This is a genomic window from Pontibacillus litoralis JSM 072002 (genome assembly GCF_000775615.1).
Lineage (GTDB): Bacteria > Bacillota > Bacilli > Bacillales > BH030062 > Pontibacillus > Pontibacillus litoralis.
This window is the reverse complement of sequence record NZ_AVPG01000015.1, coordinates 1-18,958: the sequence shown is the minus strand read 5'-3', so window position 1 is coordinate 18,958 and position 18,958 is coordinate 1. Positions and strand designations below refer to the sequence as shown.

The window sequence follows — 18,958 nt, the reverse complement described above, 5'->3', positions numbered from 1 at the left end:
ACTGCGGGTTTCTTCCTCTTGTTGTTATTCCGATTCAAATAATACTTCTAACGCTTTTTTCATTTGCGTGTCATCTTCTTTATTTCGTACCTTGTCGATGATAGCTTCTTGAATGTTTTTCCCTGTTTCTTTATCGACTTCGCCTGTAACAGGTAAATCGTTATCTTGCTGAAGTTGTTTTACTGCAGCTTCTGTTTGTTTCGAATAGTATCCGTCTGTTCGACCTGGATCGTAACCTAATCCTTCTAACATCGTTTGAAGGTTAGCGATTTTGTCATCGGTTTGATCATATGTTAACGGTTTATCGATTTGGATAGGGTTCGTATAATAATAATCTGGTAATTTGACTTCTTTAGTTGGCTCAATTCCTTTTTCGTGAATCCAGTTTCCTTCCGGTGTTAACCATTTGAAGATAGTTAGTTTCAAGTTGCTCCCATCTCCCATTGGAATCGCTTGTTGAACTGTCCCTTTTCCGAACGTTTTTGTACCAATAAGCTCATAACCACCAGCTTCGTGCATCGCTCCTGCTAGAATTTCTGAAGCAGAAGCACTTCCCTCATCTATTAATACAGTAATCGGATAGCTCTTAGGTTTAGATAAATTGGAGAAATACCGTTCTTTTTCCCCGTTACTGTCCTCAATTTGTACATAAGGAGTGTCCTTGGTGATGAGTAAAGACAGAATATCTTGAGCTGCCGGAAATAAGCCTCCAGGATTTCCACGTACATCTATGACGAGCCCTTCTATGTTTTGTTTTTCTAACTTTTCTAGCTGCTGTTCAAAATCGGCAGCCGTATTTTCAGAGAAAGAAGTTATTTCAATAATCCCTGCTTTTTGGCCGTCAACCATTTGGACATCGGAGTACACCGTTTCTATCGGAATGGTATCACGCTTCACATCGACAGTAAGCGCTTCTTCTACACCTGGCCTTTTAATTTCCAGTGTTACCGTTGTACCCTTCTCCCCTCTAATTTTCAAAACAGCTTCATATAAATCTAAGCCGTCTATGCTTTCCCCATCTACGCTTAAAATTTGGTCATTCGGTTTCAAGCCTGCCTCTTCAGCTGGAGATCCTTTAAACGGTGAAACAATCGTTACGTTTCCATCTCTCATACTAACTTCTGTACCAATTCCTTCAAAAGAGGAAGAAATCGTATTATTGAATTGCTCCATCGTCTCTTGATCCATATATGTACTGTATGGATCATCCAACGTAGCAAGCATTCCTTGGATGGCACCTTCCACTAACTGATTTGATTCAACTTCTGTTACATACTTTTCTTGAATAAGATTATAAGCTTTCGTCACTTTCATTAGCTCATCGGCTTTCCCTTGATTCACCCCGTCTAGAATCGCCCCAACAGATGCTTGACTACTATCATCAAGTACATTGTCTTGATCTAGTGCTTGTCCGTTGTCAGACTGCACCATTTCCATCCCAACATAAGACACTACTCCTCCAAGCACCATTGCGAGTATGAAAAAGGCAACCAAGTACCGCTTCTTCATGTTCATACACTTCACCTCAAATCAACTTTATTCTCCCCATCGTTGCAAGAAAGAACATCACACCGTATGGCGATGCCTCTGTAATACTTTATGTTGTTCACCTAATCATCATGCTGTAAAACGGATAATACTTCTATTCGTTATTTTACACTATTTGCACTCCATTAGAAAAGTCAGAGTTAGTGGAGCATACTTTCCGATAAGAATTAGGAAAAGGATCTCTTAGTATATTCATATAATATACCTTTCATTTATTTTATCCTAGTAAGCCTTTCTTATTATTTAAAAATCTTTTTTGAAAACGCAACAAATGATAACAGTTTTCATTGACAGTGATATTGATAATTGTTATCATTTGTCTTGGGTAAATAATAACGGTAAACAAAAGGAGGACTTACGACATTGCATTTATGCTCATTTACGTTATGATAAATATACAGTTAATGTGAAAACCAACAGTTAGGAAGAGTAGTATTATATGAGACTATTTGCATTGGGAAGCTCCCTTATCATTTTATCAATTGTCTCTTTATTTATTGGGGTATCAGATGTATCACCGCTCGATATTTTCCATTTAAGTGAAGAGCAAGTACAAATTATTATGGTTAGTAGATTTCCGAGATTAATAAGTATATTAATTGCCGGAATGAGCATGAGTATTATCGGACTAATTATGCAGCAGTTAAGCCGAAACAAATTTGTATCCCCTACTACTGCAGGAACAATGAGCTCGGCGCAGTTCGGGATATTAATTGCCATGATTGTGTTTCCAGCAGCCGGTATGTTATCAAAAATGACGGTAGCATTCTTGTTCGCTTTGTTGGGTACGTTTATTTTCATGCAATTGTTGAACAGAATTAAATTCAGGGATGCAATATTCATTCCGTTAGTCGGTTTAATGTTCGGCAATATTGTAAGCTCTTTAACGACGTTCTTCTCGTACAAATATGACTTGATTCAAAGTATTGGTGCTTGGTTGCACGGTGATTTCTCCATGATTGTAAAGGGGAGATACGAGTTGTTATATCTAAGTATTCCAGCTTTGATCATTGCCTACATATTCGCACACCGCTTCACCATAGCAGGAATGGGAGAAGACTTCGCAACGAACTTAGGGCTGCATTATAAATCTGTTGTTAATATCGGATTAACGATTGTTGCATTTGTGTCCGCCGTCGTCGTGCTTACTGTCGGTTCATTACCCTTTCTTGGTTTAATAATCCCGAATATTGTAACGATGTACCAAGGTGATAATCTAAAAAGTAGCTTACTCCATACCGCTTTATTAGGTTCCTTATTTGTCCTTATTTGTGATATGTTAGGGCGGATCATTATTTATCCGTATGAAATATCAATTGGATTAATGGTCGGAGTTATTGGAAGCGGAATTTTCCTTTACTTACTTTTAAGGAGAAGAGCACATGAGTCATAAGAAGAAGATTATCATATTAGCCGTTATCGCCTTTGCATTTATTGGAATGTACCTCTTTATGGGGTTAAACGAGAATTGGGATTATGTATTACCGAACAGAGCGACGAAAGTATTCGCCATTATACTAACAGGTGGTTGTATAGCCTTTTCAACCGTTGTGTTCCAAACGATTACGAATAACCGCATTTTAACACCGAGTTTGATTGGATTGGATTCGCTATATTTACTCATCCAAACCGTAATCGTCTTCCTTTTTGGGGCCAAAACATTAGCCTTAATGGAAAGTGAAACACAGTTTATTCTATCTGTTGGACTCATGGTATTGTTCGCTTACTTCTTATTTATATTTATCTTCAAAAAAGAAGGAAGAAACATTTATTTCTTATTACTGATTGGAATCATATTTGGAACGTTCTTTAATAGCATTGCCTCCTTTATGCAAATGCTTATCGATCCAAATGAGTTTGCTGTCGTACAGGACACCATGTTTGCCAGTTTTAATAATGTTAATGAAGATTTATTTTTCATATCTGTCATTCTTATTATTATGGTTACCCTTTATTTCTTACGGTTTGTCAAATATTTAGATGTTATTTCGTTAGGAAGAGATCATGCACTGAATTTAGGAGTTCCATACGATCAAGTCGTAAAACAATTGTTAATCGTTGTAGCCATATTAGTTTCAGTAGCTACCGCTTTAGTTGGGCCTATTACATTTTTAGGATTACTAGTAGCCAATGTCGCACATGAATTTTTAAAGACGTATCGCCATTCCTATTTAATCACAGGAGCGATATTAATTAGCATTATCGCCTTAGTCGGTGGTCAATTACTAGTAGAGCGTATATTTACTTTCTCCACTACGATTAGTGTGATTATTAACTTTGTTGGCGGCATCTACTTTTTATATCTACTACTTAAGGAGAATCGATCATGGTAGAAGTGAAGAATGTTACAAAATCATACGGAAACAAAATAGTCGTAGATGATGTGTCGCTTACCATTGGAAAAGGAAAAATCACATCCTTTATTGGAGCGAACGGAGCCGGAAAAAGTACATTACTCTCTATGGTTAGCCGCTTAATTTCTCGCGACGATGGTCAAGTAATTCTTAAAGGTACAGACATCATGTCGTATGACCAGAATAAACTTGCCAAAGAACTATCTATTTTAAAACAATCCAACAACGTAAATATCCGGATTACAATTCGTGATTTAGTAAGCTTCGGTCGCTTTCCTTATTCCAAAGGAAGACTTTCGAAAGAGGATTGGGAGTTCGTAGATGAAGCGATTCACTATATGGAATTAGAAGACTTACAAGATAAATTCATTGATGAGCTAAGTGGTGGTCAATTACAACGGGCATATATTGCGATGGTCATTGCTCAAAATACAGAGTACATTTTATTAGACGAACCATTAAACAATTTAGATATGAAACACTCCGTACAAATAATGAAATCATTAAGAAGAATGGTTGATGAATTAGGAAAAACAATCGTCATCGTCATTCACGACATTAATTTCGCTTCCTGTTATTCTGATTACATTGTCGCATTAAAAGACGGCAAAGTGTTAAAAGAAGGAGCTACAGAAGAAATTATTCGTCCCGACGTACTAAAGGATATATACGGAATGGATATCCCCATCCAAACAATAGATGGCAAAAAAATTTGCATCTATTTCTCATAATTTGATAAAGGAGAGTATACATTATGAAAAATAAATTAATGCTAATGTTTATCATTTCATTACTAACCCTTGCTCTTGCAGCTTGTGGATCCTCAAATGAAGAAGGTTCATCAGAAGATAAATCAAACGCATCAGATAGCGAAAAAACACAAGAAGAAGCTACAGAAGAAATTACGGTTAAGCATGAACTTGGTGAAACTACAGTTAAGAAAAATCCTGAAAATGTTGTTGTATTCGATTATGGTGCATTAGACACGTTAGATCAACTAGGTGTGGACGTTGCAGGTGTTGCTCAAAGCTCGAACATCCCAGATTACCTTTCTGAATACAAGGATGAAGAAAAATACGAAAACGCAGGCGGACTAAAAGAACCAGATTTCGAGAAAATCCACTCCATGGAACCTGAAATAATTCTAATTTCTGGCCGCCAAGGAAGTCATTATGAGAAATTAAGTGAAATTGCACCAACTATTTACGTAGGTGTGGACTCCGAAAACTATATAGAATCTTTCAAAAAGAACGTAACGGTACTTGGTGAAATCTTCGGTAAAGAAAAAGAAGCAAAACAAGAACTTGAGACAATCCAAACATCCATTGATGAATTAAATAAAACGACATCTGAAAGCGATGAAAAAGGTTTAGTTATTTTATCCACAGGTGGGAAAGTAACAGCTTATGGTCCTGGCTCCCGTTTCGGTATGATTCATGATGAATTCGGCGTAAAAGCGGCACGTGATGACATTGAAAAAGCTGGACACGGTATGAGTATTTCCTTTGAATTCATCTCTGAAACAGATCCAGATTACTTATTCGTTATCGACCGTGACGCTGCTATCGACGGCGAAACGGTAGCAAGTGAAGTATTAAACAATGATCTAGTAAACGGAACAAAAGCTGCCAAAAACGACAACATCGTTTACCTAGATCCAGCCGTATGGTACTTATCTGGTGGCGGTTTACAATCTGTTAGCATGATGGTAGAAGAACTGCAACAAGGTATTCAATAATTGTATAGAGGACAGACTCACTTTAATATAGTGAGTCTGTTTTTTTATCTTATCGTAAAGAGAGGGCAGATTTAAGGCGATATTATGTCTTCAATATGCGGTTCTTTGATGGGGGAAATATTTATTGATGAAGCTCCAACCCTCTAATAACGATTTGGGCAAAGAAGCTGTAGATGCGCTTGTGGATAAGATAACGAAACATAAGAAAAATCTTGTTGTCATTTTAGCAGGATATAAAAAAATGTAAGTTAATTAATAGTAATCCAGAACTTTCTTCTTGCCTTTAGTAATGGTGATTTACCACAACCATTGGAACGAATAATCGTCGTTACTTGTTTATCTGGTATTTTAATTGTTATCTGTTATGTGGCTCTCATTAAAGAACCACCAACCGTTTAAGCAATTGCTTAAACAGTTGGTGGTTGAAGTCTGCTATTAAAAGTTGACATATTTAGCAGGGTTTACAGCGTTACTTTTAGCTCCATTCCAAGGGCCGACGTGCAATTCAAAATGCAAGTGTACTCCTGTGGAATAACCTGTGCTACCCATTACACCTAAAGGTTGTCCTGCTTTTACAGTTTGTCCAGTCGAAACGGAGCGGCTAGACATATGAGCGTATACTGTTGTGTATGATGTGCCACCCATATAGTGTGTCATATATACAACATTCCCGTAACTTGAGGAGTATTCAGAGCGAATAACTGTACCATCTGCTGCTGCACGAATGGTAGAAGATCCTCCACGGCCAATATCAATTCCAGGGTGCGTCGTTCCCCATCTTGGTCCAAATCCTGATGTCACAGGACCGTCTGCTGGACGTATAAATCCTTTTGAATTTGCCGCTGGTGGTGCTGTAATTGTATTGCTAGAGCTACTATTTGAACTATTACTAGAACTATTACTAGAACTATTACTAGAGCTATCATTTGAGTCACTAGACTTATTTGCTTGTTGTCGTTCTTTTTCACGTTGAGCTGCTAATTGTTTCTGTTTGTCTTCTTCTGCTTGTTTCGCTTCTTTAGCTCTTTGAATTTCTTTTTGCATTGCTTCTTGTTGTTGTCGTAATATTTCCTGCTCTTCTTCTAAGCTCATTTTATGTTTTTCTAATTTATCTTCTTTCTTTTCAAGTTCATTCATTAATTTGTCTTTCTTTTCTCGTTGACTGTCTAATGTTTGTTTTAACGATTCAAATTCTGCTTTTTGGCTTTCTAAGTTTTTCTTCTCTTTCTCTAACTCTTTCTTCTTAGCTTCTACTTCTTTTTTCTTTTCTTCTAATTCTTTCTTTTCTTCTTCTTGTTTTTCCATAATAGCTTTATCTTGGTCCATGATGGTGTTTACAGCTGAAGCGCGGTCAACAAAATCCCCAAAGCTCTGCGCTCCCATTAGAACTTCCATGTATTGCACGTTACCACCAGTTTGTTGAATGGTGCGAAGTCGCTCTTGTAACAATTTATCACGTTTTTTGATACGTTCTTTTAAATCTTTAATTTCTTTTTTCAGTTGCTTAATTTCTTTTTCATTTTTTTCTATTTTTTGTTTCGTTGTATTGATTTCTTCTGTTTTTGTTTCAATTTTAGCTTTTGTATCGGACAGTTTAGTGTCTATCTCTTGAATTTCACTATCAATTTTATTTTGTTCTTGTCTGTTCTTCTTCAGTTTCGTCTGAGTTTTTTGTTTATCTTGCTCAACGTTACTTTCTTTTCCGCTGATTGATGATTTTTTTTGCTCTAATTCGTTAATTTCTTTATTCAAATCGTTAATACTCTCTGCTGAAATCGTGCTAATTGGTGCAGTAAACGTTAATACGCATGCTATGGACGTTGTTAGCACTATACCTTTTATTTTTTTCATAGAATGGTTCTCCTCCTAGATACATCGTTTATACTTTCAGGAATTTACGGACACTCATCAGACTTCCCCACACTCCGATAAAAGCACCAATTGCAAGCATAATTAAAGACACTTGCCATACTAACGGATTAAAAGGAATTAATTCTATAAAGGAGACTTGAATCTTGTCTCGTAAGTTATTATATAAGTAGTGATACCCTGTGGCGACCACTGCGATTGGAAGTAAAGACCCTAATACTCCAAGTAATATGCCTTCTATGAAGAACGGCCAACGAATAAAACCATTTGTCGCGCCTACTAACTTCATAATTCCAATCTCTTTGCTTCGTGCCATAATGGTAAGTTTAATCGTATTCGAAATTAAGAAAATTGCTGTAAATACTAAAGCTGCTATTAAAGCTATCCCTATGTATCGAACATACTTCGTTAACCCAAATAATCGTTCTACTACACCTTCCCCATAGTGAACTTTCTCTACATAATCATACTCTGCTACTTCATCTGCCACAGTAAAAGTATCAAGTGGGTCTGAAGTTTTTAAAATAAACGCATCGCTTAAAGGGTTATTATCTTCGTTGTACATTTCCCATACTTGTCCTTCTTCTCCCATGCTGCTTTTCAATTCCTCTAATTCTTGTTCTTTAGAGGAAAAAGTAACTGTTTCTACTGCGGAAATATCATTTAATTTAGACTCTAATTTATCTAAATCTTTCTTTTCAGCTGTACGATCTGCGTAAACTTTAATTTCTACATCTTCTTCTACATTGTTCGCCATTTCATTAACATTCAACATTAATGCGAGAAAAACACCAACAAGCAATAACGTCGTCGTTACCGCTCCAACCGATGCGACTGTCATCCACCCGTTACGGTATATATTCTTGCTTCCTTCACGCAAGTGCCTACGCATTGTACTAAATTTCATAGCCGTATTCACCCCTGCTTTCATCACGGACGATTCGACCATTTTCCACAGCAATAACACGTTTTTTTATCGTGTTTACAATTTCTTTACTGTGTGTAGCCATAATAACCGTTGTACCATTAGCATTTATCTCTTCAAAAATACTCATAATATCCCACGATGTTTCGGGATCTAAGTTTCCTGTCGGCTCATCGGCAATCATTAAAGTCGGATTATTTACAATCGCTCGAGCAATGGAGACGCGTTGTTGCTCTCCGCCGGATAACTCATCAGGAATTTGACGTGCTTTATTTTTCAATTTTACTAAATCAAGTACTTCCATTACACGTTGTTTAACGTTATTTGGATCCTCTTCTATTACTTCTAATGCAAATGCAACGTTTTCATAGACTGTTAATTTCGGTAACAATTTAAAATCTTGATAGACCACTCCTATATTTCTACGTAAATATGGGACGTGCCGTTCTTTTAATGTATTTAAATCCGTTCCATTAATCGTAATCTGGCCCTCTGTATGTTTTTCTTCCCGGTACATCAAACCTGTTAAAGTGGATTTACCAGCACCGCTTGGACCTACTATGTACACAAATTCACCTGGCTTAATCGACAAATTGACTCCATCCAAAGCCATAACCCCATTAGGATATGTCTTGTGGACATCTTTCATTTCTATCATTTTACTAACCACCTGTACTCAAATGTTGTTCATCTATGGTGTTAACGTCTAGATTGTATGGTAAAAGACAATTTACGACTTCTTTTTCCTTTGTTTATTATAACATCTAAATGACACGATTTATGAGATAAAATTATTACATTTACATTTCAAATTTTACATGATTGATATAATGCAACCATTGTTTATAAAAAAGGGCAACAGAAAAAAGCCTAGACGGAATTTTAACCGTTTCTAGGCTTTTTGCGGATTATTTCTTCTCAGCTAACCATGAAGCTACTGTAGCTGCATCATCACCAGATAGCAACCCTGGTGGCATCGTTCCTTTACCATTTTCGATAATGTCTTTAATTTCTGCTTGGTCATAAGTTGCACCAATAGTTTCTAGGCTAGGTGCGGATACGCCTGCAAGGTCTGCACCGTGACAACTTGCACAATTTTGCTTGTACAACTCTTCACCTGCTGCAGTTTCTGTCGTGCCACTTTCTTCACCAGAGTCCGTAGAAGTACTTTCACCTTCGTCACCGCCACCGCCACAAGCACTTAATACTAGCGCAGTACCGAAAAGGAATGCTAATAAGGATTTCTTCATTATTGTCCCCCCCCTAACAATAGTTGACGATGGAAAATCCATCAAATTCATTATATCCCATTTAAACGGTTTTAAAACCCTCTCCAATAAATTCCACAGCATCCATAACTAATATAAATGCTGTTGTATCAACCTTTTTCACTAATTGTGTCAATTTATTGAACTCACTTTTGTCGCGCAACAACCATCATCATTTGCCGATTTTGATTCGTATAACCACCAGTACCATGAAAGATAGCGCAGTAAACACAAAATGTAAATAATCCAAAAGCAGTTCATTAATGGAATTAAAAATGTAGATGCAAGGTTTGGCGGTCCGGTACGTGGCTCTGAGTCCTTTGTCGATGTGCATGAAAAAAGAAACCGCTCATCTTATAGGATGAGCAGCTTCTTTTTAGTCGACTTGGGAGCGTAAGTATGTTTCGATGAATGGTTGAATGTCACCGTCCATCACTGCTTGTACGTTTCCGTTTTCTTTATTCGTGCGGTGGTCTTTTACCATGGAATATGGGTGGAAGACGTAGGAACGGATTTGACTTCCCCAGCCGATTTCTTTTTGTTCGCCACGGATTTCATCTAATTCTTGTTGTTGGCGTTCAATTTCTTTTTGATATAGTTTGGCTTTCATCATTTTCATTGCTTGTTCACGGTTTTTGATTTGTGAGCGTTCAGATTGGCATGTCACGACAACTCCAGTTGGTTCATGAGTAATACGGACTGCAGAATCAGTTGTATTAACATGCTGACCTCCTGCCCCACTAGCTCGATACGTATCAATTTTCAAATCTTCTGTACGGATCTCGATTTCGATTTCTTCATTGAATTCGGGCATAACGTCACATGATGCAAAAGAAGTGTGACGGCGACCAGAGGAATCAAATGGAGAAATTCTCACAAGACGATGTACACCTTTTTCCGCTTTTAAATAGCCATAGGCGTTGTGACCTTTAATGTTTAGCGTAACGGATTTCACACCGGCTTCATCGCCTGGTAAGTAATCCATCGTCTCTACTTTAAAGCCGCGACTTTCCCCCCAGCGGGTGTACATGCGAAGTAGCATGCTCGCCCAGTCTTGTGATTCTGTGCCACCAGCGCCAGGGTGCAACTCTAATATGGCATTGTTCTTATCATACGGTTCGCTTAAGAGCATTTGTAATTCAAACGTTTGGATATCTTGACTTAACTGCTGTATTTCCTCGCTTAATTCTGCATGGAGTTCTTCATCTTCTTCTTCTTTCACTAACTCGTAGGACACTTCTAAGTTTTCGAGCGTTTCCTCTAAGCGTTCAAGCGTGTGAACAAGCTCCTTTAATCCGTTTACTTCATTAATTACGGTTTGCGCAGCATTTTGATCATCCCAAAAAGCAGGGTCTGTCATGTGCTCCTCTAATTCTTGGATACGTGCTTTTTTCGTATCTAAGTCAAAGAGACCCCCTAAAGTCCGCTAATTGCTTAGCCATTTTATCCATTTCTTGCTTAATATCTACTAATTCCATCGTTTATTCACCTCATAGATAGAACACTCTCCTCGCTTAAGGAGAGTGTTTGCTATTTATTGTTTCAGTAAGCAGCACTGTTTATATTTCTTGCCACTTCCACACGGACATGGTTCATTACGTCCTGTTGTTTCTGTCTTCTTAATTGGTTTGCGCTTCTTCTCTTTCTTCGTACTGTCCTCACCTGATACAGCTGTTGCACCTTTAGCAACTTCTTGTCTCTGAAGATTTTCGCGAATTTGTGCTTTCATGACATATTTAGACACTTCGTCTTCAATCGTCGCAATCATATTCTCAAACATGGCAAAACCTTCGAATTGATATTCACGTAATGGATCGTTTTGACCGTAAGCACGCAGGTGAATACCTTGGCGAAGCTGGTCCATTTGATCAATATGATCCATCCATTTTGTATCAACGATGCGTAGTACAATTACTTTCTCAAATTCACGCATTTGCTCGGAAGTAAGCTCTAGCTCTTTAGCATCATAACGTTCTTTGACTTTGACAAGGATAAGCTCCTTCATCTCTTCTGGCTCTTTTCCTTTTAAGTCAGAAACATCAACATCGCCTTCTTCTAGCATGGAACCTTTCAAATACTCTACAAGCGCTTGTAAATCCCAATTATCTTCCTCTTCATCACTCGAATAAACGTCTACTTGACGGTTAATCGTCGATTTCATCATACCCTCTATGATTCCACGGAGGTTATCTGATTCTAGCACTTCGTTTCGTTGTTTATAGATGACTTCACGCTGCTGGCGCAATACATCATCATAAGCAAGAAGCGTTTTACGGGCATCGAAGTTGTTTCCTTCCACGCGGCGCTGGGCGGATTCAACAGCTTTCGAGACCATCTTACTTTCAATCGGCTGGCTATCATCCATTCCGAGACGATCCATCATATTACTCATATTTTCTGATCCAAAGCGGCGCATCAATTCATCCTGCATAGAAAGATAGAACTGAGATACACCAGGATCACCTTGACGTCCGGCACGACCACGTAGCTGATTATCAATACGGCGAGATTCGTGGCGCTCAGTACCGATAACAGCCAAACCGCCTAGCTCTTTTACCCCTTCGCCTAATTTAATATCAGTACCACGTCCGGCCATGTTCGTCGCAATCGTTATCGCACCTTTTTGACCAGCTTCTAGTATAATTTCAGCCTCACGGAAGTGATTTTTTGCGTTTAACACGTTGTGCGGCACACGAGCTTTCTTTAAGTATTGGGAAATAAGTTCAGAAGTTTCTACTGCTACCGTACCAACGAGCACCGGCTGTCCTTTTTCGTGACGTTCCTTTATATCTTCCACAACAGCTTTAAATTTCGCATCCATCGTTTTATAAATATAGTCAGCTTTATCATCACGTTCAATTGGCTTGTTTGTTGGAATCACGATAACGTCCATAGCATAAATATTACGGAACTCTTCTTCTTCTGTTTTCGCTGTACCTGTCATACCAGAGAGCTTCTCATACATACGGAAATAGTTCTGAAACGTAATCGTAGCCAGCGTCTGACTTTCATTACGAATTTGCAAACCTTCCTTCGCTTCAATCGCCTGGTGCAAGCCATCACTATAGCTACGCCCCTTCATGAGACGACCAGTAAATTGGTCTACTATAACTACTTCTCCTTCTTCGACAACGTAATCCTTGTCACGAATCATCGACGTATGTGCTTTCAACGCTTGATTAATATGGTGTGTTAACGCAACATTGGATAAGTCAAAAAGGTTCTCAATAGCAAAGAATGATTCTGCTTTGTTGATTCCTTCTTCTGTAAGCTGAACACCCTTCGTTTTCTCATCATAAGAGTAATCCTTTTCCTCTTGAAGTGATCGAACGAATTTATCTGCGTTGTGGTACATGTTAGCAGATTTACGGGCAGATCCAGAAATAATAAGTGGTGTACGCGCCTCGTCAATTAAAACGGAGTCCACCTCATCAATGATGGCAAAATGCAACGGACGCTGTACCTTTTGCTCTTTGTATAGCACCATATTGTCACGTAAATAATCAAAACCGAATTCATTGTTCGTTCCATACGTAATATCTGCTTGATAGGCAGCACGCTTCTCTTCTTTAGAAAGACCATTTTGATTCAAACCAACTGTTAAGCCGAGAAAATCATATAGCTTGCCCATTTCCTCCGCATCACGACTAGCAAGATAATCGTTCACCGTGATAATGTGAACCCCTTTACCAGTTATAGCATTCAAATAAGCAGGCATGGTGGAGGCTAACGTTTTACCTTCCCCTGTCTTCATCTCTGCAATATTCCCGCCATGAAGTGCAATCGCCCCGCTCAATTGAACAGGGTATGGACGTAAGCCTAATACACGCTTAGAACCTTCACGAACGACCGCATACGCTTCGGCCATCATATCATCCAGCTGTTCTCCTTGTTGATAACGTTGTTTAAATTCTTCTGTCTTCGCTGTCAGTTGCTCATCTGATAACGATTCAAATTGACTTTCGAAACCTTCAATTTCATCTACAATTTTATCTATTTTCTTCAATTCACGAGAGTTCTCATCCCCGAATATTTTTTTAAACAAAGCACGCATGTATAACGCTCCTCTATGGATTAAAAATGCACCGTTTTTATTGATTTGTCCATTGTTTATCATAACACTAGTAGAAGGAAGATGACAACTAACAACCGCACCTAAAAGCCTATGACGAAAAGAGTAGCCCGGGGATGAGCCACTCTTTTCACATGCGGAATGTTACGAGGTAAATAGAAGGAAAACGAGGAATCACTTCGGAGAGAACTAACAAATAAAGGAGTTAGAGATTTGACGCTTCCTTTCTTGTTCTAACGTAATGATGCGCTCATGATTGTTCGCGACAAATTGAATCAATTGAGACAATACTTCCTCTTGCTTTTCTAGCTTTTTCATCACTTCATGACAACAATCGCACATAGTCAACGCCTCCTTTCCAACTACTTTAGTTATATCACCTAAATCCATGCAGAGCGAATCGTCGAATGATTACATTTCCAATTAAACTTCAGCACGGAATTATATTTTTCTTTAGAAAAAACGTAAAATAATACAGCAAATTAGGCCAATTATGCAAAATTGATGTTTCACCAAAGAAAAAAAAGAGACCCTTAAAGGATCTCTTCTCTCTTGTTTCATTAGTTAGGTTCAATTAAACCGTAGCGCCCATCTCGACGACGATACACTACGTTTGTCGTATCTGTTTCCATATTTCTAAAGACGAAGAAGCTATGGCCTAGCATATCCATTTGTAGAATCGCCTCTTCAGAATCCATCGGCTTTAAATCAAATCGTTTGTTACGAACAATCTCTACTTCATCTGGATGATCAGATCCTTCTGTACCATCGCCTTCCATTTGTGCGAATACGTACTTAGCTGCATGATCTTGGCGGAATTTACGATTCACTTTCGTTTTATGTTTACGAATTTGTCGCTCAAGCTTGTCAATAACAAGATCAATTGCTGCATATAAGTCAAGATGTTGCTCCTCGGCACGTAGCAACAAATTCTTCATTGGAATCGTAACCTCAATTTTCTGCTCATCATTATAGACACTTAAATTAACATGTACGTCTGATGAAGGCTCCTCCTCAAAGTAACGGTTTAGCTTACCTATCTTCTTCTCTACATATTCCCTTAAAGCAGCCGTTACCTCAATATTTTCACCACGTATGTTGTATTTCATAAAAGTGTCCTCCTTTCATCCTTATGTATTCTTATTCTACCACAACCTTTGACACCATTCTACAAATTATCTGATTTTTCACTCTTATAAATGCCGCTATTGTAGGTAGAATGAATAAGGATGTATTATATAGAAAATGTACCCCGCATTTACATAAACGAAACATAATGTTTACATAAAATTTAAAGTACTTTTTCTTACTTCTATTGTACACCTAATATATGACTCATATAGCATCTTATGCTTTACATTTTTGTGAAATTATTTTTTCTAAATGCTTTAAACGATATGATCACATGTTTTTACACCTGTTAAAAGATGAAACTGATTTTAGTCAACCATTCTTAGAATATTTTAATCGGTCGCCCCAGAAATATTTTCTTTCATTAAAACTTCCGCTAATTTAAAATCTATTAACGTATCAATATCTAATGAAGACTCTTCACTCATAATATATGGATACGTTTGATTAGTATAATAACTATATTTTTCTTTCAATAAACTATAATTAAAAATATAAATTGCCCCATTTGGAATATATGTCACGTTATATTCCTGCCTATTAAGCCCGTTATCACTAGTAAAATAATCTTCAATTATCCCATTATCGGCTATCCTTTTATACCATTGAGGTGGATGCTCTGATTTTACGACCGAAATAACAGAATCTGCTTTGTTTTTATAAAATATTTCAATTGCTTTATCTATATCTAAACTACTTCTAAAGGGGGAGGTTGGCTGTAGTACAACAAATTCTTCTATTAAGTTGTTTCTGTCGTTCAGTTGTTGATTGATCGTTTCAATCGTATATATATATGAATCTATAGCTTTAGCGTTATCTGAAGCTAGATGGGCTGGTCTCATAAAAGGGACTTCCGCTCCAAATGACTGGGCTATCTCAGCAATTTCTTGATCATCCGTAGAGACGATAACCTTGCTAATATGATTGGATTTTTGAGCAGCTTTAATCGCATAGTAGATTAACGGTTTCCCTGCTAAATCTTTAATATTTTTCCTCGGAACCCCTTTTGATCCACCTCTTGCTGGAATAATCGCTAACATACTTAAGCCTCCTTTACGTAGTTATTCTAAATAGTTCCAATCCAAAATTGTATCTGCAAGTAAGTCTTTATTTAATTTCCTTCCAACAACGTAAATTTCCTCATCAGGACTAATATGGGTTCCTGGTCGCTTAAAAGTAATAGCCTCTTCTGTAATTCGTTCCCCTGCTTTCATATCTCTAGTAAGTACAATACTTCTTCTAAATTTTAATTTTTTCGCTTCTTCCGCTTTCGAAACGGTTCTATTATAGTTCCCTAAGGATTGGCTCACTATCTCACTCTGAGTGACAATATATTTCATTTCTTCTGGATTGGCTGATACTTCATGATCCCAACCAGGTAAATCTTTATCTGTAGTAAAATGCTTTTCAATGATAGTAGCACCTAACGCGACGGATGCTATCGGTACAGAAGTTCCAATTGTATGATCTGAGAATCCAACTGGATACTGTGGGAATGTATTTTGCAATAGTGTAATATTGTTTAAATGGATATCTTGTGATTCTGGTGGATAAATGGAAACACAATGTAGTAGGACAATTTGGTTATTACCTGCCGCTTCGATGGTTTTAGCTGCTGTTTCAATTTCTGATAAAGTAGACATTCCTGTAGATAAAATGACTGGCTTCCCTTTTTGAGCAATATACTTTAATAACCTTAAATTATTTATGTCCATTGAAGCAACTTTATAAAAAGGTACCTCTAGTTCTTCTAACAAATCAACTTCTTCTTCTGAGAAAGGTGATGAGCAAAATTGAACGCCTTTTTCATCACAATATTCCTTTAAGAGATAATGTTGCTCTGCTCTTAAGTAATATTTCTCAACCATTTCTTCTAATGAGCCAAAATGTTTCTTAGGGGAATCATTATACACTTGATTATTCTCATATTCTTCTCTAGCTATTAATGACGTATTCGTCCAAGATTGAAACTTCACTGCATCCACACCACATTCGGCTGCTTCGTCTATCATTTTTTTTGCTAAATCCATATCACCATTATGATTAGATCCGATTTCAGCAATAATGTATGGTTTACCATAATTCTCAATTTTTTTACCGTTAATCGTTATCATGTAAACTGTCCTCTCCTATCTCTTTCTTGAAGTTGATCATTTGAATATTTCCCCACCAGTACTCCGTGCCAGTATCCATATATTGTTCTATCTTTATGTTTGAGAATTGAACACCACTTTTTAGCCATTGATAGAACTGTAGGTATTCATTAAAGCATTTTCCGCGGTGCTTTAATGAAGCATAATGCTTAATTTTTATATCAATCTCTTTCATTACATTTTCATAAGAAGCATTATTTTCTCCGGCAATATTATGTTCATGGATTCTATAAAAAGTCTTTCCCTCATCCACTCTTTTCCCTTTTAACCCTAAGGCTAATAACACGGAATACATATACCAATCAAACACTGCATTTTGACAATGTTTCCACTTACTTATTTCAGCCTCTTCAATACTATTTAAGTTTATTGCAGAGTTTGAGAGTCCAATATAATTCGACTCAATGATAGCGTTAATACATAGTGTTTGTTCAGGCAGATGACTAAAGAACTTACGAGAAGAATTAATGTAGTAAAGGTTATTATAGAAAAAAGCATAATTTTGGTCATATGCCGCTACGATAGATGAAATGCGATCTTCCGAAAAAGTATCATCAAAATCACCTAATATTAGTAAATCGTAGTTGCGACGTTTTGCTTCTTTTATTAACTCTACCCGAAGCTGATATGGTTGTAAGCCCTCTTCACATTGCCAAATAACAGGATCATTTCTCAACTCATTTGTAATATAGGCCAAATTATTAGTTGATACATTATCATTTAATAGTAATATGTCAAAAGAGTCGTGTGTTTGACAGTTTAATGAATGAATAAAATCTGAAGCGTAGGTAAAAGCCTCTTCATATATAACGGACCCAAAAGCAACTTTCATCGAGGTTCAACCACCTTACACGGGTTTCCATACGCCTTCGCATTATGTTTAATATTATGTATTACGTTACTCGATGCCCCAACGAAAACATCGTTACCAATCGTTTTTCCCTCTATTACAGTAGCACCTATACCAATATGCGTGTTGTGACCAATACATACATTACCTGCTATTGTTCCCCTTGGAGCTATATGAACGAAATCACCAATATGGCAATTATGCTCTATTATGCACCCGGTATTTAAAATAGCATTTTTACCAATACTAACTTCTCTATTAACAATAGCTCCCTTTCCAATATAAGTACCATTTCCTATTGTCGTAAATGAAGCTACAACCGCCGACGGATCCATAATAACAGGGAAAGAAAAGCCATGTGCTTCACATTGCCTAAATAATTTTCTCCTAAGCTCTGTATCACCAATACTCCCCAATGTCATAAAAGCATTGGTAATACCTCTTGAATAAAATGTTTCTAAATCATCATCCGTACCAATAATAGGGTGACCGCCAACTTTGTTCCCTACTTTATCTGCCGTGTCAATAATTCCGGCAATTTCATAAGTACCTATTTTTTCAATAGAATCTATTACACTTATGCAATGACCTCCTCCACCAATTAAAAGAATCTTCTTCATTATTGAACACCTAATTTCTGTAGCATATTATCCATTTCATCGAATTGTCCCATATCTAACCAAGAGTCTTCACTGACAGGATACGTCCCTACCTTAAACCCTTTATCAATACAGATTTCAATTAATTCGGTTATATGAAAAAATTCACCATCTGGTATAAATTCTAACAATTCTGGTTCAACTACATACATACCGGTATTAATTAAATGATTGTATTCAGGCTTTTCTCTAGTTTTCTTGATTAAACCAGAGTCATCAAGATCAACAATACCATATGGAACTTTAAAACTTTTGAGTGATGTAATCATTGTAATTTTATTTTCATTTATCTTATGGTAATTAAGTATATCTGAATAATTTGCATCAATTAAAATATCACAATTACTAACGAAAAAAGAAGGAGAGTATAAAATATTTTGTGTAAATAACC

21 protein-coding genes are annotated in these 18,958 nt (G+C 37.2%); 5 read left to right on the top strand and 16 right to left on the bottom strand.

The genetic code is table 11. The annotated features are described in order from the left end of the window. Positions 1 to 24: 24 nt before the first annotated feature. On the bottom strand, positions 25 to 1,509 hold the full coding sequence (locus N784_RS10240) for a S41 family peptidase (protein WP_036834737.1): 1,485 nt from the start codon (positions 1,507 to 1,509) through the stop codon (positions 25 to 27). A gap of 478 nt (positions 1,510 to 1,987) precedes the next feature. Here N784_RS10240 and N784_RS10235 point away from each other — a divergent pair, with 478 nt between their 5' ends. The 5 genes from N784_RS10235 (at position 1,988) to N784_RS17105 (ending at position 5,887) form a co-directional block, all read left to right on the top strand. Next, positions 1,988 to 2,941 (top strand): ABC transporter permease, encoded by a 954-nt coding sequence (locus tag N784_RS10235; RefSeq protein ID WP_036834661.1) that lies wholly within the window; start codon positions 1,988 to 1,990, stop codon positions 2,939 to 2,941. Further along, complete coding sequence (locus N784_RS10230) at positions 2,931 to 3,881, top strand: iron chelate uptake ABC transporter family permease subunit (protein WP_036834660.1); 951 nt, start codon at positions 2,931 to 2,933, stop codon at positions 3,879 to 3,881. The genes N784_RS10235 and N784_RS10230 overlap by 11 nt, the downstream gene beginning before the upstream one ends. Next, complete coding sequence (locus tag N784_RS10225) at positions 3,875 to 4,633, top strand: iron ABC transporter ATP-binding protein (protein WP_036834659.1); 759 nt, start codon at positions 3,875 to 3,877, stop codon at positions 4,631 to 4,633. Before N784_RS10230 ends, N784_RS10225 begins: the two co-directional genes overlap by 7 nt. Positions 4,634 to 4,656: 23 nt before the next feature. Further along, positions 4,657 to 5,640, top strand: a complete 984-nt coding sequence (locus N784_RS10220) for a siderophore ABC transporter substrate-binding protein (protein WP_036834658.1) — start codon at positions 4,657 to 4,659, stop codon at positions 5,638 to 5,640. Positions 5,641 to 5,764: 124 nt separating this feature from the next. Further along, positions 5,765 to 5,887, top strand: coding sequence for a hypothetical protein (locus tag N784_RS17105; protein WP_269745333.1), 123 nt, complete (start codon positions 5,765 to 5,767; stop codon positions 5,885 to 5,887). A 188-nt stretch (positions 5,888 to 6,075) separates the two neighbouring features. Here the strand turns inward: N784_RS17105 and N784_RS10215 are convergent, their stop codons facing one another. The 15 genes from N784_RS10215 to N784_RS10160 all read right to left on the bottom strand — a co-directional run. Further along, on the bottom strand, positions 6,076 to 7,491 hold the full coding sequence (locus N784_RS10215) for a murein hydrolase activator EnvC family protein (protein WP_036834657.1): 1,416 nt from the start codon (positions 7,489 to 7,491) through the stop codon (positions 6,076 to 6,078). A 28-nt stretch (positions 7,492 to 7,519) separates the two neighbouring features. Beyond that, on the bottom strand, positions 7,520 to 8,416 hold the full coding sequence (ftsX, locus tag N784_RS10210) for a permease-like cell division protein FtsX (protein WP_036834656.1): 897 nt from the start codon (positions 8,414 to 8,416) through the stop codon (positions 7,520 to 7,522). Beyond that, the gene (ftsE, locus tag N784_RS10205; protein WP_036834655.1) at positions 8,406 to 9,092 is read right to left on the bottom strand and encodes a cell division ATP-binding protein FtsE; all 687 of its coding nucleotides are present in this window, start codon (positions 9,090 to 9,092) and stop codon (positions 8,406 to 8,408) included. The genes ftsX and ftsE overlap by 11 nt, the downstream gene beginning before the upstream one ends. Before the next feature lie 250 nt (positions 9,093 to 9,342). Beyond that, entirely contained in the window at positions 9,343 to 9,684 is a 342-nt protein-coding gene (gene cccB, locus N784_RS10200) for a cytochrome c551 (RefSeq protein WP_036834654.1), read from the bottom strand. A 61-nt stretch (positions 9,685 to 9,745) separates the two neighbouring features. Continuing rightward, complete coding sequence (locus N784_RS17100; protein ID WP_269745336.1) at positions 9,746 to 9,826, bottom strand: hypothetical protein; 81 nt, start codon at positions 9,824 to 9,826, stop codon at positions 9,746 to 9,748. Between the two features lie 22 nt (positions 9,827 to 9,848). Beyond that, positions 9,849 to 9,920: a DUF2179 domain-containing protein gene (locus N784_RS17095; protein WP_269745335.1), complete on the bottom strand. Its 72-nt coding sequence runs from the start codon at positions 9,918 to 9,920 to the stop codon at positions 9,849 to 9,851. 158 nt (positions 9,921 to 10,078) lie between these two features. Next, positions 10,079 to 11,180 (bottom strand): peptide chain release factor 2 gene (gene prfB / locus N784_RS10195; RefSeq protein ID WP_156965228.1). Its coding sequence is split into 2 segments (ribosomal slippage): positions 10,079 to 11,107 and positions 11,109 to 11,180, totalling 1,101 coding nucleotides; the frame shifts between segments, so codons are not numbered across the junction. Between the two features lie 56 nt (positions 11,181 to 11,236). Further along, positions 11,237 to 13,756, bottom strand: coding sequence for a preprotein translocase subunit SecA (secA, locus tag N784_RS10190; protein WP_036834652.1), 2,520 nt, complete (start codon positions 13,754 to 13,756; stop codon positions 11,237 to 11,239). Positions 13,757 to 13,963: 207 nt separating this feature from the next. After that, complete coding sequence (locus N784_RS16830) at positions 13,964 to 14,116, bottom strand: hypothetical protein (RefSeq protein ID WP_198134419.1); 153 nt, start codon at positions 14,114 to 14,116, stop codon at positions 13,964 to 13,966. A 218-nt stretch (positions 14,117 to 14,334) separates the two neighbouring features. Next, the gene (gene hpf, locus N784_RS10185; RefSeq protein WP_036834651.1) at positions 14,335 to 14,883 is read right to left on the bottom strand and encodes a ribosome hibernation-promoting factor, HPF/YfiA family; all 549 of its coding nucleotides are present in this window, start codon (positions 14,881 to 14,883) and stop codon (positions 14,335 to 14,337) included. A gap of 354 nt (positions 14,884 to 15,237) precedes the next feature. Further along, positions 15,238 to 15,945: an acylneuraminate cytidylyltransferase family protein gene (locus N784_RS10180; protein ID WP_036834650.1), complete on the bottom strand. Its 708-nt coding sequence runs from the start codon at positions 15,943 to 15,945 to the stop codon at positions 15,238 to 15,240. Positions 15,946 to 15,966: 21 nt separating this feature from the next. Then, positions 15,967 to 17,019 (bottom strand): N-acetylneuraminate synthase family protein, encoded by a 1,053-nt coding sequence (locus N784_RS10175; protein WP_052127258.1) that lies wholly within the window; start codon positions 17,017 to 17,019, stop codon positions 15,967 to 15,969. Further along, the gene (locus tag N784_RS10170) at positions 17,006 to 17,890 is read right to left on the bottom strand and encodes a glycosyltransferase (protein WP_036834649.1); all 885 of its coding nucleotides are present in this window, start codon (positions 17,888 to 17,890) and stop codon (positions 17,006 to 17,008) included. The genes N784_RS10175 and N784_RS10170 overlap by 14 nt, the downstream gene beginning before the upstream one ends. Further along, complete coding sequence (locus tag N784_RS10165; RefSeq protein WP_036834648.1) at positions 17,887 to 18,528, bottom strand: acetyltransferase; 642 nt, start codon at positions 18,526 to 18,528, stop codon at positions 17,887 to 17,889. Before N784_RS10165 ends, N784_RS10170 begins: the two co-directional genes overlap by 4 nt. Further along, positions 18,528 to 18,958 (bottom strand): sugar phosphate nucleotidyltransferase (locus N784_RS10160; protein WP_036834646.1); only part of this gene is annotated, 431 nt, incomplete at its 5' end. The genes N784_RS10160 and N784_RS10165, both read right to left, overlap by 1 nt.

Coding starts and splice junctions, on each gene's coding strand:
- N784_RS10240 (WP_036834737.1), bottom strand. CDS start 1,509: ATGAAGAAGCGGTACTTGGTTGCCTTTTTCATACTCGCAATGGTGCTT.
- N784_RS10235 (WP_036834661.1), top strand. CDS start 1,988: ATGAGACTATTTGCATTGGGAAGCTCCCTTATCATTTTATCAATTGTC.
- N784_RS10230 (WP_036834660.1), top strand. CDS start 2,931: ATGAGTCATAAGAAGAAGATTATCATATTAGCCGTTATCGCCTTTGCA.
- N784_RS10225 (WP_036834659.1), top strand. CDS start 3,875: ATGGTAGAAGTGAAGAATGTTACAAAATCATACGGAAACAAAATAGTC.
- N784_RS10220 (WP_036834658.1), top strand. CDS start 4,657: ATGAAAAATAAATTAATGCTAATGTTTATCATTTCATTACTAACCCTT.
- N784_RS10215 (WP_036834657.1), bottom strand. CDS start 7,491: ATGAAAAAAATAAAAGGTATAGTGCTAACAACGTCCATAGCATGCGTA.
- ftsX (WP_036834656.1), bottom strand. CDS start 8,416: ATGAAATTTAGTACAATGCGTAGGCACTTGCGTGAAGGAAGCAAGAAT.
- ftsE (WP_036834655.1), bottom strand. CDS start 9,092: ATGATAGAAATGAAAGATGTCCACAAGACATATCCTAATGGGGTTATG.
- cccB (WP_036834654.1), bottom strand. CDS start 9,684: ATGAAGAAATCCTTATTAGCATTCCTTTTCGGTACTGCGCTAGTATTA.
- secA (WP_036834652.1), bottom strand. CDS start 13,756: ATGCGTGCTTTGTTTAAAAAAATATTCGGGGATGAGAACTCTCGTGAA.
- N784_RS16830 (WP_198134419.1), bottom strand. CDS start 14,116: ATGTGCGATTGTTGTCATGAAGTGATGAAAAAGCTAGAAAAGCAAGAG.
- hpf (WP_036834651.1), bottom strand. CDS start 14,883: ATGAAATACAACATACGTGGTGAAAATATTGAGGTAACGGCTGCTTTA.
- N784_RS10180 (WP_036834650.1), bottom strand. CDS start 15,945: ATGTTAGCGATTATTCCAGCAAGAGGTGGATCAAAAGGGGTTCCGAGG.
- N784_RS10175 (WP_052127258.1), bottom strand. CDS start 17,019: ATGATAACGATTAACGGTAAAAAAATTGAGAATTATGGTAAACCATAC.
- N784_RS10170 (WP_036834649.1), bottom strand. CDS start 17,890: ATGAAAGTTGCTTTTGGGTCCGTTATATATGAAGAGGCTTTTACCTAC.
- N784_RS10165 (WP_036834648.1), bottom strand. CDS start 18,528: ATGAAGAAGATTCTTTTAATTGGTGGAGGAGGTCATTGCATAAGTGTA.